General features: G+C 58.9%; 15 protein-coding genes and 1 riboswitch. Of the genes, 8 read left to right on the forward strand and 7 right to left on the reverse strand.

The genetic code is table 11. The features are described from left to right. Window positions 1–412: 412 nt before the first annotated feature. Together ACTQ3R_RS03100 and ACTQ3R_RS03105 are read right to left on the reverse strand one after the other, a co-directional pair. Window positions 413–673 (reverse strand): helix-turn-helix domain-containing protein, encoded by a 261-nt coding sequence (locus ACTQ3R_RS03100; RefSeq protein ID WP_016289899.1) that lies wholly within the window; start codon window positions 671–673, stop codon window positions 413–415. Further along, the gene (locus ACTQ3R_RS03105; protein ID WP_050636981.1) at window positions 654–1,094 is read right to left on the reverse strand and encodes a sigma-70 family RNA polymerase sigma factor; all 441 of its coding nucleotides are present in this window, start codon (window positions 1,092–1,094) and stop codon (window positions 654–656) included. The genes ACTQ3R_RS03100 and ACTQ3R_RS03105 overlap by 20 nt, the downstream gene beginning before the upstream one ends. A 452-nt stretch (window positions 1,095–1,546) precedes the next feature. Here ACTQ3R_RS03105 and ACTQ3R_RS03110 point away from each other — a divergent pair, with 452 nt between their 5' ends. Next, window positions 1,547–2,824, forward strand: a complete 1,278-nt coding sequence (locus tag ACTQ3R_RS03110) for a DUF4368 domain-containing protein (protein WP_441777935.1) — start codon at window positions 1,547–1,549, stop codon at window positions 2,822–2,824. Between the two features lie 121 nt (window positions 2,825–2,945). On the opposite strand, the gene ACTQ3R_RS03115 is transcribed toward ACTQ3R_RS03110, so the two are convergent. Together ACTQ3R_RS03115 and ACTQ3R_RS03120 are read right to left on the reverse strand one after the other, a co-directional pair. Then, a complete protein-coding gene (locus ACTQ3R_RS03115; protein WP_441777936.1) occupies window positions 2,946–3,734 on the reverse strand; it encodes a ZIP family metal transporter in 789 nt (262 codons plus the stop codon). 21 nt (window positions 3,735–3,755) lie between these two features. Next, window positions 3,756–4,586, reverse strand: coding sequence for a putative RNA methyltransferase (locus ACTQ3R_RS03120; protein ID WP_441777937.1), 831 nt, complete (start codon window positions 4,584–4,586; stop codon window positions 3,756–3,758). A 124-nt stretch (window positions 4,587–4,710) separates the two neighbouring features. On the opposite strand from ACTQ3R_RS03120, the gene nth reads away from it, so the two are divergent. From nth to ACTQ3R_RS03150, 6 genes are all read left to right on the forward strand, one after another. Further along, window positions 4,711–5,370 carry an endonuclease III gene (gene nth, locus ACTQ3R_RS03125; RefSeq protein WP_441777938.1) on the forward strand — a complete coding sequence of 220 codons (660 nt, stop codon included), beginning with the start codon at window positions 4,711–4,713 and terminating at the stop codon, window positions 5,368–5,370. A 31-nt stretch (window positions 5,371–5,401) separates the two neighbouring features. Next, window positions 5,402–6,058, forward strand: coding sequence for a YczE/YyaS/YitT family protein (locus ACTQ3R_RS03130; protein WP_441777939.1), 657 nt, complete (start codon window positions 5,402–5,404; stop codon window positions 6,056–6,058). Between the two features lie 162 nt (window positions 6,059–6,220). Then, a complete protein-coding gene (locus tag ACTQ3R_RS03135) occupies window positions 6,221–6,805 on the forward strand; it encodes a DUF2975 domain-containing protein (protein WP_441777940.1) in 585 nt (194 codons plus the stop codon). A 13-nt stretch (window positions 6,806–6,818) separates the two neighbouring features. Next, window positions 6,819–7,034 carry a helix-turn-helix domain-containing protein gene (locus tag ACTQ3R_RS03140; protein WP_441777941.1) on the forward strand — a complete coding sequence of 72 codons (216 nt, stop codon included), beginning with the start codon at window positions 6,819–6,821 and terminating at the stop codon, window positions 7,032–7,034. Between the two features lie 3 nt (window positions 7,035–7,037). Further along, window positions 7,038–7,592: a hypothetical protein gene (locus ACTQ3R_RS03145; protein WP_441777942.1), complete on the forward strand. Its 555-nt coding sequence runs from the start codon at window positions 7,038–7,040 to the stop codon at window positions 7,590–7,592. Window positions 7,593–7,653: 61 nt separating this feature from the next. Continuing rightward, on the forward strand, window positions 7,654–8,019 hold the full coding sequence (locus tag ACTQ3R_RS03150) for a hypothetical protein (protein ID WP_441777943.1): 366 nt from the start codon (window positions 7,654–7,656) through the stop codon (window positions 8,017–8,019). A 28-nt stretch (window positions 8,020–8,047) separates the two neighbouring features. Here the strand turns inward: ACTQ3R_RS03150 and ACTQ3R_RS03155 are convergent, their stop codons facing one another. Genes ACTQ3R_RS03155 through ACTQ3R_RS03165 form a run of 3 tightly spaced genes read right to left on the reverse strand, consistent with a single transcriptional unit; the run spans window position 8,048 to window position 10,935 of the window. Then, window positions 8,048–8,818 (reverse strand): ABC transporter ATP-binding protein, encoded by a 771-nt coding sequence (locus ACTQ3R_RS03155; protein ID WP_441777944.1) that lies wholly within the window; start codon window positions 8,816–8,818, stop codon window positions 8,048–8,050. Between the two features lie 3 nt (window positions 8,819–8,821). After that, the gene (locus tag ACTQ3R_RS03160; protein ID WP_441777945.1) at window positions 8,822–9,898 is read right to left on the reverse strand and encodes a FecCD family ABC transporter permease; all 1,077 of its coding nucleotides are present in this window, start codon (window positions 9,896–9,898) and stop codon (window positions 8,822–8,824) included. A gap of 11 nt (window positions 9,899–9,909) precedes the next feature. Next, the gene (locus tag ACTQ3R_RS03165) at window positions 9,910–10,935 is read right to left on the reverse strand and encodes an ABC transporter substrate-binding protein (RefSeq protein WP_441777946.1); all 1,026 of its coding nucleotides are present in this window, start codon (window positions 10,933–10,935) and stop codon (window positions 9,910–9,912) included. 149 nt (window positions 10,936–11,084) lie between these two features. Beyond that, a riboswitch (cobalamin riboswitch) is annotated at window positions 11,085–11,282 on the reverse strand. Between the two features lie 168 nt (window positions 11,283–11,450). On the opposite strand from ACTQ3R_RS03165, the gene trpS reads away from it, so the two are divergent. Continuing rightward, window positions 11,451–12,449, forward strand: a complete 999-nt coding sequence (gene trpS / locus ACTQ3R_RS03170) for a tryptophan--tRNA ligase (protein ID WP_441777947.1) — start codon at window positions 11,451–11,453, stop codon at window positions 12,447–12,449. The last annotated feature ends 2 nt before the right edge of the window (window positions 12,450–12,451 follow it).

A 12,451-nucleotide genomic window follows, 5' to 3' on the forward strand; every position in this document is an offset into this window, starting at 1 on the left:
AATAAAACAAAGGCTTTAATCGGACGGTTATTAGCATAACCTCATGGGAATTTCACCCCGGCATGGTTCTCATGCAGCCCTACCCACTGCCTGCGACGCTCTTAACGCTCGGACTGTGGCTGTAAGGAAGTATCATTGTATATTCTGCGTGTCGTTGCCCGCAAACCGCTACACTTGCTTTCCGGCGCGGTGTTGGTCGCTCGGCTGTCCGGGCGGTGATAACCTCGCCCGGATAGCGTCATGGCGCACCCGCCGTATGGCTCGACGCAAAAGGAACGTATCCGATTTGCCCTATGCTGCGCCGCCGTTATCTTGCGCCGCTTTCTTTTTCAAGGTTCAAAATGGCTGTGCTACCCGCGTCAACAGCGGAACGGAAAAGGGGGTGAGAGAAAGCGTCCCGCCGCCGTTGCGGTTATTCCTCTGTCCTAAAGGTGAGGACAGCCATCATCAGTTTTGCTTGCAGCCGTTCCCGAATGTCGTGGTCTACGCCGAAATAGACGTTCCCGCGCTCGTCGTACAGCTTCCGCATGGAGAGGCGGGCTATGTAGCCGCTAAAATGCTGCAAGACAATCTTCATGGCGTCCGGGTCGCCCTTTGTCGCTGCCACAATGACAGGATAGGGAACAAGGGCATTTTCCGGGTAGCCGGGTTCGTTACCATTCGTCCCATTCATCAGCATTTTCCTCCAGATATTTTCTTAATTTCTCAAAAGAGCTTGTCCGCCTGTACTGTATCGTGCTTCTCGATGTATTGAACAACTTCGCAATCTCGGTGTCGTTCATTCCCTCGAAATAGTACAGGAGTACGGCTTTGCGCTTTTCTTCCGGCAAAGTACGGATTGCTTCAAGAAGCAGCTTCGGCGTGATTTTCTTCCCGGCTTTCTCAAAGACGGTTTCGGCGGTTTCCCGTTTGAAATATTCATCAAAGGTATGAAGCTGCCGCGCTTCGTCTAAGGGCAAATCGGAAAAGGTGACTTCCCTTGCCTTATGCCTGTGCAGCTCCCTGTGAGCGTCACACGCTTCATTGTGCAGCACCGTATTACAAAACTTCTGAAAAGCACATTGTTTGTAAAACTCCCTGCTATTAGGTTCCACATTCTCACCTCCTTTCTCGTTGGAAAGTTGGTGGTGCTTCCCCCTTTTCGCGGGGCAATACGGCGTTTTTGAAAAACGCCGAAGATTTTTTGAAATTTTTTCAAAAAATTTTTTGAGCAGCAAAATACGCCTGTCCGAAAAGCCCGGACAGGCGTATAGGTATTGTAAGCAGTATTTAGATGATTAGACAGTTCATAGTCAAGGGTAGAGAGGTTCCCGGCGGTGGTCGGGCTTTTTTTGATATGTCAATGACCGTCGGATTTTGTCGATAGGGTATGTGCTTCATGGCGGCTACCTCCTTTAGCCGCCGCTTTTAACAGTGATACCGCGTCATTTCATTAGATAAGGTACAATAAGTTGCGCAAATTGAAAATCGCATAAAAGAAGACATAGCTTGCAGGCTCTGGTAGAATGAAGTTACCACACAAACATTCGAAAGGAGCAAGCAAACTATGTCCGAGAAAATTGTACAGCTGAATGAGGAAATTATCAAGGGGCAGCTCAAAGAATTAGTTCGAGGAAGTGTAGAAGAAACCCTGAACGAGCTGCTGGAAAAGGAGGCGGAGTCCCTGACGCAGGCCGCCCGCTATGAGCGCAGCGAGGCCCGTCAGGGCTACCGCAGCGGCCACTATGACCGGAATCTCACCACAACCTCCGGCGACGTCACGCTCCACATGCCCCGGCTCAAGGGCGTGTCCTTTGAGACTGCCATCATCGAGCGGTACCAGAAGCACGGAGTAGAGCTGACCGGAGTGGATATCACCCAGCCGTACAACTGGTCCACCAACACTGTCGCTGGCATTCTGGAGGATGAGACTTATCTGGGCCACACCATCAACTTGAAGTCCACCACCCTGTCCTTCAAGAATAAGAAGCGCATTGAGCGTCCCGAGGCTGAGCAGCTCCGCTTTGAGAATACGCACGAGGCACTGGTTACACAACAGACCTGGGAGATCGTACAGGATATCCGCAAGCACAAACGGCGCAGAGCCAATATGGCTGAGCAGAATATCTTTTCTGGACTGGTCTACTGCCTGGACTGTGGAGGCACCATGGTACTGCACCGGGCGCACACCATGGATGCGGTGAAAAACAACTTTATGTGCTCCACCTACAAGAAGAAAGGCAAAGACATCTGCTCCGCTCATTACATCCGGGAACAGGAACTCAATGCTATCCTGTTGGATGACATACGCCGTGTCACACACTTCGCTCGTCAGAATGAGCTGCGGTTTGCAGAGCATATCCGCAAGAAGCAGGGCAAGGAGGCACAGCAGGAGATCGCTATGCTCCAAAAGAAGATCGACACCATGCAGAAGCGCCAGTCCGAGCTGACGAAGCTGTTCAAACGGCTCTACGAGGACAGTGTACTTGGACGCATCCCGGACGAGCAGTATCGCATCCTCTCTCAAGAGTACACCGCCGAGCAGAAAGAGATCCAGGAACAGCTCCCTGCCATGGAAGTAAGGCTTCAGGAACTGAAAGACTCCAGCTCCAATATTGCCCGGTTCATTGAGAATGCCAAGCGATACAGCGAGATCCCGGAGCTGACTGCTGAGATCCTGCGCATCTTCATCAAGCGAGTGGAGGTCGGTGAGCGTGCGGAGAAATACTCCCGCACAGCACCGCAGGAGGTGCGTATCTATTACCGCGACATTGGTCTGGTGGATGAACTGCCCCAGAGTATGGCAGAGTCCATGGCAGAAGAAATCCCAAACGAGGTTGCATGAGCAAAAAAAGGGAGGCTGTGCCGAAACACAGCCTCCCACCACAGGAACAAATATTAAGTTATATGGGTAGGTTCATAAATTGTCCCTATGGAACGCCGGGGAACCGGCGGCGCTTTCTTCTTTATGCCAGTGCGATGTCCAAAATCATCATCACCACAAAGCCGAACATCACGCTCATGGTGCCGATGTTGGAGTGCTCCCCCAGATGGGCCTCGGGGATCAGCTCCTCGGTGACCACATACATCATGGTCCCCGCGGCAAAGGAGAGAAGCCAGGGCATCACCGGGGCGATGCTCCCGGCAAAGAGGACGACAAGAATGCCGAAAATGGGCTCTACCAGGCCGGACATGGCCCCGTAGAGGAAGGCACGTCCCCGGCTCATCCCCTCCTGCCGCAGAGGCAGCGAGATGGCCGCCCCCTCGGGGAAGTTCTGCAGGCCAATGCCAATGGCCAGGGCCATGGCGGCCCCCAGTCCCCCGCCGCTGTGCTGGGCGGCCAGGGCAAAGGACAATCCCACCGCCATCCCCTCCGGGATGTTGTGGAGGGTGACGGCCAGCACCAGAAGGGTGGTTCTGCGCCAGGAAGAGGGCAGACCCTCCGGCCCGTCTGATTCCGGGTGGAGGTGGGGCAGCAGGGAGTCCATGGCCCACAAAAAGAGCACACCCAGCACAAAGCCTCCGGCCGTGGGCAGCCACGCCGGAAGCCCCGAGGCCTCCGCCTCCTCCATGGCGGGCAGCAGCAGGCTGAACACGGACGCGGCCACCATCACTCCGGCCGCAAACCCCAGAAACAGGCGCTGCAGGTTTGGGGTGGACTTCCCCCGGACAAAAAGGACCGTGGCCGCCCCCAGGGCGGTCATCAAAAAGGTGATGCCCGTGCCCACGGCGGCCCATACAATCGGATGGTTCATAACATTCCTTTCTTTGGGCGGTTATACCCGCCGGTAACAGTGAAAATCAAAGCCGATCTCAACGGTGAGGCGCTCCATCTGTTTGAGCCGCTCCACCCCGTCCCTGGGGGTCTTCCAGGCATAGGGGGTCATGTGGAACAGGGCCATGATGTCTTCGGAACTCTCCAGGGTGACCGCATAGCGCACCTCCCGCACCCCTTCCCAGATAAATCCTGTATAGTCTTCCCGCTTTACAGGGTTTTCATAGGGGCGCTCATAGAGGACCTCTTTCATCTCCCACAGGTGGCGCTGGGAGGGGACGGCATAGAGAAAGTGTCCTCCGGGGCGCAGCACACGGGCAAACTCCTCCTCCGCCAGGGGTGAGAACACATTGACCAGCAGGTGGGCGCAGGCATCGGGCAGGGGCAGGCGGTAGACCGAGGCCACAGCAAACTCCCCCTCCTTCAGGCGTTTGGCCGCCCGGCGCAGGGCAAATTTGGAAATGTCCACCCCCGCCATCCGGGGAGACAGTCCGGCCTTTTGGAGGGCCTCATAAAGCCCGGCGGTATAGTACCCCTCTCCGCAGCCGCTGTCCACCACCACCGGGGCGCTCTCTCCGGTCACACAGTCCAAAGCCAGCTGGCACAGGGCTTCCCGGAGGGGGGCATAGTACCCCTTGTCCAGAAAAGCCGACCGGGCGGCCACCATCTCCTTGTCATCCCCAGGGTTTTGGGAATGCTTGCGGTTGGGGGGCAGAAGATGGACATAGCCCGCCGCCGAGCGGTCAAAGCTGTGGCGGTTTGGGCAGAGAAGCCCCGTGTGGGTGCACGCCAAAGGGGCGGCGCACAGGGGGCAGGAAAACAGGCTTTCCATGGTATTCACCTCGTCTCAATTATGAAGGAAAGCCATGGAAATGGCAAGAAAAAAATTGTTCTCCCCCTTCATCTTTGGAACGTGCCGTGGTACAATGGAAAAAATATTTTGAAGGAGTTTTTCCATGAACAAACGAAAATCCCCCTCTGACATCCGGGCCATCATTGAGGAGCTCAAGCGCCTCTATCCCGACGGCATCTGCTCCCTGGAGTATGAAAAGGACTATGAGCTTCTGTTCTCTGTGCGCCTGGCTGCCCAGTGCACCGACGAGCGGGTCAACCAGGTGACCCCCGCCCTCTTTGCCCGCTTCCCCACCCTGGAGGCCCTGGCCGGGGCCGACATTGCCGAGGTGGAGCAGTACATCCACTCCACCGGCTTTTTCCGGGCCAAGGCCCGTGACATTGTGCTGGCCTCTCAGATGCTCTTGTCCCAGTACGGGGGCAAGGTGCCCGACACCATGGAGGACCTGCTGAAGCTGCCCGGCGTGGGCCGAAAGACCGCCAACCTCATTCTGGGTGACGTGTACCACACCCCCGGTGTGGTGGTGGCCGACACCCACTGCATCCGCATCACAGGCCTTCTGGGCCTCACCGACGGCACCAAAGACCCCCAAAAGGTCGAAATGCAGCTGCGGGAGGTCCTCCCCCCGGAGGAGTCCAACGACTTCTGCCACCGCATGGTCCTCCACGGCCGGGCGGTGTGCGTTGCCCGGCGGCCCCAGTGCCAAAGCTGTACCCTGCGGCCCTGGTGCGACTACTTCGCCAAAAACGGCACCGAATCTTGAGCCATACCATGCATAAGGAGCGCGAACATTTTTGAAAACCCTCAATCGCTGGATCATTTACATCGTCGGCATGCTGATTTTGGCCCTGGGCCTCACCCTGAACACAAAGTCCGGACTGGGGGTCTCCCCCATCATCTCCATGTCCTATGCCGTATCTGAGATCTGGCACCTGAACTTTGGCGACATGACCTTTCTCCTCTACACCCTCTTTGTGATCGGCGAGCTGATCCTCCACCGGGGCAAATACCTCATCAACGACCTGGGGCAGCTCCCTTTGAGCCTTATTTTCAGCCGGGTATTAAACCTCTACTCCGCCCTGATCCCCCACCAAGCCGCCCAGGAGCCCCTTTGGAAAAATCTTCTGGTGCTGCTGCTGGCCATCGTCTGCACCGGCATTGGGGCGGCGTTCACCGTAAACATGCGCCTGGTCCCCAACCCCGGAGACGGCATTGTGGCCGCACTGGGGGAAAAGACAGGCCGGGAGCAGGGCGTGGCAAAAAATATCTTTGATGTGTGCTGTGTGGCCTCTACCTGCACGCTGGGATTGATCGCCGCAGGTCATGTGGTGGGCATTGGCCTGGGCACTCTGGTGGCCATGGTGGGCGTGGGCCGGGTCATCTCCCTGGTCAACCACATCTCACGGGAACGGATCTGCCGTGCGGCGGGGCTGCTGGAGCCTGCTGTGTAAAATCAGGCGTTGTAAAGCAATTTCGCCTTATAGATAAGCCCTGGAGGGCGGCTGTCAGCCGTCCTCTTTTCATTTCTTAATTTTATCGAAAAACAATAAATTTATATTGACATTCGAGTTTTCCCGTGATAGCATGGGGCCAACTGAAAGGGGGAATTTCCCATGGAACAACCTTCCGTACAGCGTCTGGCCAGGGTGCTGCGGGCGCTGGTGCTCATTGCCTTTGTCTGTAACCTTCTGGTCATGCCCCTGGTGCCGGGGCTGGCGATCCGTGCGGTGGGTGCAGGCACCGACCAGATTTTCCTGGTGTTCCGGGCCATGTTTGGACTGTCGGGGGGCTCCGCGCTGGAGTCCGTGTGGCAGTTTCTGTCCGAGGCCCTGTGGGGAGTATGGACAGACAAAATTCTGAGCCTGGTCACGCTCTTTCTTTGGCTGTGCGGCATCTGTACCGCCGTCATCCTTTGGCAGGCAAAAAAAGTGCTGGATACCATTCTGGCCCAAAAGCCTTTTCAAATGACAAATGCACGCTGCCTCCACCGGGCGGCGGTATGCTGCTGGATCATTGCCGGGGCGGCCCTGGTGCGTCTGGGGCTGTGGCTGTGGGCCGACGGAACGCCTGCTCCCCTTTTTACCTACACCGCACTGTTCATTCCCGCCTTCTTCATGGCCGGGCTCCTCTTTCAGGTGATGTCCGTCCTGTTTCGCCAGGCCTCTGAGCTGAAAGAGGACCAGGACCTGACCATCTAAGGAGGGCGTCAGAATGAAAATTGTGGTCAATCTGGACGTGATGATGGCCAAACGGAAGATGTCTCTGGGGGAACTGGCCCAGAAGGTGGACATCACCATGGCCAACCTGTCCATCCTGAAAAACAACAAGGCCAGGGCCATCCGCTTCTCCACCCTGGAAGCGATCTGCCAGGCCCTGGACTGCCAGCCGGGGGACATTCTGGAGTTTGTCCCTGACGAAAAGGAGTAAATTATGGCGCTTCTTTATCTGCCCCTCTATCTGGTTTTGATCGGTTTTTTGTCCGTGTTCCTGTGGATCCCAGCCTTTGGACTGGGGGTATTTCTCCTGGTGCGGGAGAAGGGCTGCCGCCTGGTGCTGGGGGTGCTGTTCGCCCTGTGGGCCCCGGCTCTGGCCCTGGTGCTCCTTCTGCCCCGAGCGGAGGAGGCCTTTGGGTTTCATCTCAGGGACTGGCTTCACAGCCTCCCAGTCTATCTCTGGGCCCTGCTCTCCATCGCCCTGCTTGTGGCCATTGCCTGGTACGCCCGGAAGCACTTTTCCAAACCGTGGGTGCCCCTTTGTCTGAAGGTGGGCTGTGCCCTGACGGTGCTGGCGGTGCTCACCGTGGGTACCTTCTACCTGGGCCTCACCGGGGCCCCCGAGGAGGAGGGCACCTGGCAGGGAGAGAAGATCGTCATGCGGAAATTCACCTGGATGGAGACCTCCTACTCCTACTACCGCTACAACGGCCCCTTCCTGCTGGGGGAATACCTGGGCTGGTCGGAGGAGCCCTGGTCGCTGGAACGATAAAGGAATTTTGCTTTCTATCACTTGATACAAAAGGGCTTTTACGTCCTTGGAAAGGAATCTTATGAGACGTCTTGCCATTTTTCTTTCCGCTGTCCTGGCAGCCCTTGCCCTGTCCGGATGTGCCCTGTCCGATGTGGGGAATGCCGATGTGGTGGTATGCAACGACAGCCCCCAGGTCATCTACACCATCACCCTCTCCACGGAAACCCAGTCTGAATCGGTCAGCGCCCCCCAGGACGTGGGGCTTCTGGAACGGGGGGACCGCTGCGGCTTTCAGCTGGAGGACGGTTCCCAGGCCTTTACTCTGGAGCTGATGGGCGAACATGGGGACCTGCTGGCCCGGTGCCGGGGAACCTATGAAGGCAAGCGGCTGCTGCTCACCCTTCGGGAGGACGGCGGCGTGTTGGTCCGGGAGGACAAAAGATAAGACGGCAGGGACATCCCCGCCGTCTTTTTTATCGCGGACGATTGGCACAGTAGAAAATCTGCATCTCCCCTGCCCCGTTTCGCTCCACCCGTGCCTCCACCTCATAGACCTGGCGGATGAGCTGGGGGGTGAGCACCTCCTCCGGTCTCCCCTCCCCGGCCACCCGGCCGTCCTTCATCACATACAGCCGGTCGCAATACATACACGCCAGGTTGAGGTCGTGAAGGGCGGCGACCACGGTACAGGGCAGGCCTCGGAGAAGCTCCATGAGCTGGAGCTGAAATTTGATGTCCAGATGATTGTTGGGCTCGTCCAGAATGAGAATGGGGGCCTGCTGGGCCAGGGCACGGGCCAGGATCACCCGCTGGCGCTCTCCCCCGGACAGGGAGGAAAAGGGCCGCTGGGCCAGCTCCAGCAATCCCACCTGGGCCAGAGCTGTTTCGGCAATGGCCAGGTCCGCCCCGCTGTCCCGTTCCAGAAGGCGCTTGTGGGGAGAGCGGCCCATAAGGACCATCTCCTGAACGGTAAATTCAAAGGAGAGGTCGTTGTGCTGGGCCACCACCGCCATGCTCCGGGCGGACTGCTTCCGTGGAAGGTTCTCCAGCTCCTGTCCATCCAGCCACACCGCCCCGCCGCTGGGCCGGAGCACCCGGTAGAGGCACTTGAGAAGGGTGCTCTTGCCGCTGCCGTTGGGGCCGATGACCCCCACCAGCTCCCGGCCTTCCGCGTGTAGGCTCACCCCCTTCAAAATGGGGGCTCCCCCCAGCAGGGCCTCCAGATTTTTTCCTTCCAGCTTCATGGCTCAGCCTCCAAATCCATAGGGTTTTCTGGCCATAAGCCAGAGAAATACCGGTGCGCCCAGCAGAGCGGTGAGAATGCCCACGGGGATCTCATTGCCCGGCAGAATGGAGCGGCACAGCACATCCGCCCACAGAAGAAATACCCCGCCCCCCAGGGCGGACAGGGGGATGAGCCTGCGGTGGTCGCTGCCGAAGAGCAGGCGCAGCACATGGGGCACCACCAGCCCCACAAAGCCGATGATCCCGGCGTAATAGACCCCAAAGCCCACCACCAGGGCACAGATCAGCAGATAGACGATCCGCAGTCCGTACAGGTCGGTGCCCAGGGTAAGGGCGGTCTCGTCCCCCAGGAGCATGAGGTTCAAATTCCGGCTCTGGCTCCAGAAAAACAGGGCGGCGCCTCCCCACACCAGACACATCACCCCGTTGCCCGGCCAGCTGGCGGAGCCAAAGCTGCCCATGGTCCAGCGGAGCACCTGGGCGGCAGCGTGGTCGGCGTCCGCGAGGTAGATGAGAAAATTGGACACCGCTGCGCACACCGCGGACAGGGCTGCCCCGGACAGCAGCAGCCGCACCGAGCTTGCCCGCCCTCCCACTCCGGCCAGAACTACCACGGCCAGAGAGGCCCCGAAGGCCCCCAGGAAGGCCATAAGGCCCACAAAGTTGCCCCCCAGCATAGCCCCCGTCCCCAGGAGGATGGCCAGGGTGGCCCCCAGGGATGCCCCGGAGGACACCCCCAGCACATAGGGGTCGGCCAGGGGATTTTTGACCACCGCCTGCATGACCACCCCGCACAGGGACAGCCCGCCTCCCACCGCCGCCGCCAGCACCAGCCGGGGCAGGCGGATGAGCCACACCACGTCGTGTACCGCTGTCCCTGGGGCCCACTCCGGGGGAAAAGGCGTGCCCAGAAACAGATGGGCAAGCTCATGGCGGATGACCGTATAGACCGAGGAAACGGGCAGCTCCACCGTCCCCAGGCACACCGCCCCCATGAGGGATAAAGGCAGGATCAGGGCCAGCGCCAGCAGAGCCGCCCGGTAGACCCCCGCGCCCCTTGCCCCTTGTTTGTTTGCCACAGCGTTCCTCCTCATGCTTCCGGATAAAGCCCGGCGGCAAAGGCCCGGATGCCGTCCAGGGTACGGGGGCCGCTGGCGTACATGTCCCCCAGCATAATGGGATAGACCCGCCCATTGCGCACCGCCGACAGGGAGGCCAGGGCCGGGTCCTGGGTAATGGCGGAAAGCTGGGCGGCGATCACCTGCTCCGGAGAATCCCCGGAGTAGGCCATGTACACCACGAAGATGACCTCCGGATTGAGGGCCACCAGCTCCTCCTTGCCCATCTCATTGCCCTGGGGCTTTACCAGGGTACCCCCCAGCTTTTGCACCATGTCCCCGGCCAGAGTGTTGGCGTGGTAATTGCTCAACACCCCGTCCAGGGGCTCCACCACCGCCACGGTGACCGCCTCCCGGCCTGCCGCCGCGGCCAGGGTCTCCTCCACGGCCTTCGACATCTCGTCCACCAGGGCCTGGGCCTTGTCCTCTACGTGGAAAATCTTCCCGATGTTCAAAATGTCCTCATACTCGTGCTCCATGGTGCGCTCTGCCGCCGCCCCGGAGTTCTGGGACATGTAAGTGCCCACCCCCTTCTGGTTCCAGCCGTCCACGTCCCCCAGCTTCTTTTCGCTGAAGGCGGAGTGCCAGGTGAAGATGAAATCGGGCTCCAGAAGGGTCATGGTCTCTTTGTCGGGAGAGAAAACGCTCTCATCATAGTGCATCTGCGCAAACCCCTCCTGCCACTGGTCCTTCACCTGGTTGTCCAGGCCGTAGGAGGCGATGACGTGGTCCTCCAGCCCCAGGGCGATCATGGTCTCAATGCACCCCTGATAGATGCACACCACCCGCTGGGGGGCCTGGGTATAGGTGTAGGAGACTTCTTCCCCGGCGTAGTTATAGTTGGTAATGGTCACCGGGTAGTGCCCATCCCCCTGAGGGGTGCTTTCCGCCGTGGACTGGGCCGCCTGGGAGGCGGCAGGGGTCTGGGGCGCGGCGCAGCCGGCCAGCAGGACCAGGGCCAGGGCGGCACTTAGGATCTGTTTGCATACGTGGTTCATAAGTTCCTCCTTTTTCGGGGCATAAAAAAGCCCCTGAGTCCGGGGACTCAGAGGCCTTTTTTGCAGCGCAAACAAGCACTGGCGGTTTCCCGTCAATGCAAACACCTGTACCTCTTGAGTCCGAAGAGTTTCCCCGGAAAAATCCGGTTCGTACATGATTTTCAGAGATATATTCTGACTCGGCCCTCAACACCTGCCCCCCGCCTTCCCAGACCTTTGGTCCAGTGGCTGGAAAACCTCCGTTTTCCCTGGGGAACGGCTCCGTCCATACAGCAGCGTTCCTGTGCGGGATTCTCACCCGGCTTCCTGCGCGCACCGCGCGCAAAATCTCTGGAAATCGATTCAATTGTCCCCTTCAGCATATCCGATTTCCGGGGAAATGTCAAAGGAAACTTGTTTTCTCTGCCGGGAGAAAAAGGCTCCTGTTTTTGTTGCCATTTCCCCTTTGAAGTGATACAATATAGTGATATTATATGGGCGTCCGCCCGGACACCCGGAACAAAGGAGCAACACCGATGGAAAACAAAAAAGTAATGCTTTCCGGCATCCAGCCCAGCGGCGACCTGCACCTGGGCAACTACCTGGGGGCCATCAAAAACTGGGGGGCCAGGGCCGAGGAGTTTGACTGTTTTTATTTCATGGCCGATATGCACACCATCACCGTGCGTCAGAACCCCGCCGACCTGCGCCGGCGCACCCTGGAGCAGCTGGCCCAGTACATCGCCTGCGGCCTGGACCCGGAGAAGAACACCCTGTTCATCCAGTCCCACGTCCCCGCCCACGCGGAGCTGGGATGGGTTTTGAACTGCTACACCATGTTCGGGGAGCTCTCCCGCATGACCCAGTTTAAGGACAAGTCCGCCAAGCACAAGGACAACATCAACGGAGGCCTGTTCACCTACCCCTCCCTCATGGCCGCGGACATTCTCCTCTATCAGCCCGACTTCGTCCCCGTGGGCGAGGATCAGAAGCAGCACGTGGAGCTCACCCGAAACATTGTCCAGCGCTTCAACGGCATCTACGGCGACGTGTTCAAAATGCCCGAGCCTTACATCCCCAAGGCCGGCGCCCGGATCATGGGCCTGACCACCCCCGACTCCAAAATGTCCAAGTCCATCCCCGAGGGCTGCGTCTTCCTTCTGGAGAAGCCCGAGGATATCCAGCGCAAATTCAAGCGGGCCATCACCGACAGCGACACTGAGCGCTGTGTGCGCTATGACCCCCAGAACAAGCCCGGCGTGGCCAACCTGATGAACATCTACTCCGCCGTCACCGGCAAGAGCTTTGAGGAGATCGAGCAGGAATTTGACGGCCAGGGCTACGGCAAGTTCAAGCCCGCCGTGGGCGACGCCGTGGTGGAGACCCTGCGCCCCATCCGGGAGGAGGCCCAGCGCATTCTGGCCGACAAGGCCTATCTGGAGCAGGTCTACACCCAGGGCGCCCAGAAGGCATCCTATGTGGCCAATAAGACCCTGCGCAAGGTGTATAAGAAGATCGGCTTTGTGGCCCGCTAAGT

This window comes from Lawsonibacter sp. LCP25S3_E2 (assembly GCF_052117285.1).
In the GTDB taxonomy this organism is placed as follows: domain Bacteria; phylum Bacillota; class Clostridia; order Oscillospirales; family Oscillospiraceae; genus Lawsonibacter.

Excerpts from the sequence above, each read along its gene's own strand:
- ACTQ3R_RS03100 (WP_016289899.1), bottom strand. The coding sequence starts at position 673 with ATGAATGGGACGAATGGTAACGAACCCGGCTACCCGGAAAATGCCCTT.
- ACTQ3R_RS03110 (WP_441777935.1), top strand. The coding sequence starts at position 1,547 with ATGTCCGAGAAAATTGTACAGCTGAATGAGGAAATTATCAAGGGGCAG.
- ACTQ3R_RS03115 (WP_441777936.1), bottom strand. The coding sequence starts at position 3,734 with ATGAACCATCCGATTGTATGGGCCGCCGTGGGCACGGGCATCACCTTT.
- ACTQ3R_RS03120 (WP_441777937.1), bottom strand. The coding sequence starts at position 4,586 with ATGGAAAGCCTGTTTTCCTGCCCCCTGTGCGCCGCCCCTTTGGCGTGC.
- nth (WP_441777938.1), top strand. The coding sequence starts at position 4,711 with ATGAACAAACGAAAATCCCCCTCTGACATCCGGGCCATCATTGAGGAG.
- ACTQ3R_RS03135 (WP_441777940.1), top strand. The coding sequence starts at position 6,221 with ATGGAACAACCTTCCGTACAGCGTCTGGCCAGGGTGCTGCGGGCGCTG.
- ACTQ3R_RS03140 (WP_441777941.1), top strand. The coding sequence starts at position 6,819 with ATGAAAATTGTGGTCAATCTGGACGTGATGATGGCCAAACGGAAGATG.
- ACTQ3R_RS03145 (WP_441777942.1), top strand. The coding sequence starts at position 7,038 with ATGGCGCTTCTTTATCTGCCCCTCTATCTGGTTTTGATCGGTTTTTTG.
- ACTQ3R_RS03150 (WP_441777943.1), top strand. The coding sequence starts at position 7,654 with ATGAGACGTCTTGCCATTTTTCTTTCCGCTGTCCTGGCAGCCCTTGCC.
- ACTQ3R_RS03155 (WP_441777944.1), bottom strand. The coding sequence starts at position 8,818 with ATGAAGCTGGAAGGAAAAAATCTGGAGGCCCTGCTGGGGGGAGCCCCC.
- ACTQ3R_RS03165 (WP_441777946.1), bottom strand. The coding sequence starts at position 10,935 with ATGAACCACGTATGCAAACAGATCCTAAGTGCCGCCCTGGCCCTGGTC.
- trpS (WP_441777947.1), top strand. The coding sequence starts at position 11,451 with ATGGAAAACAAAAAAGTAATGCTTTCCGGCATCCAGCCCAGCGGCGAC.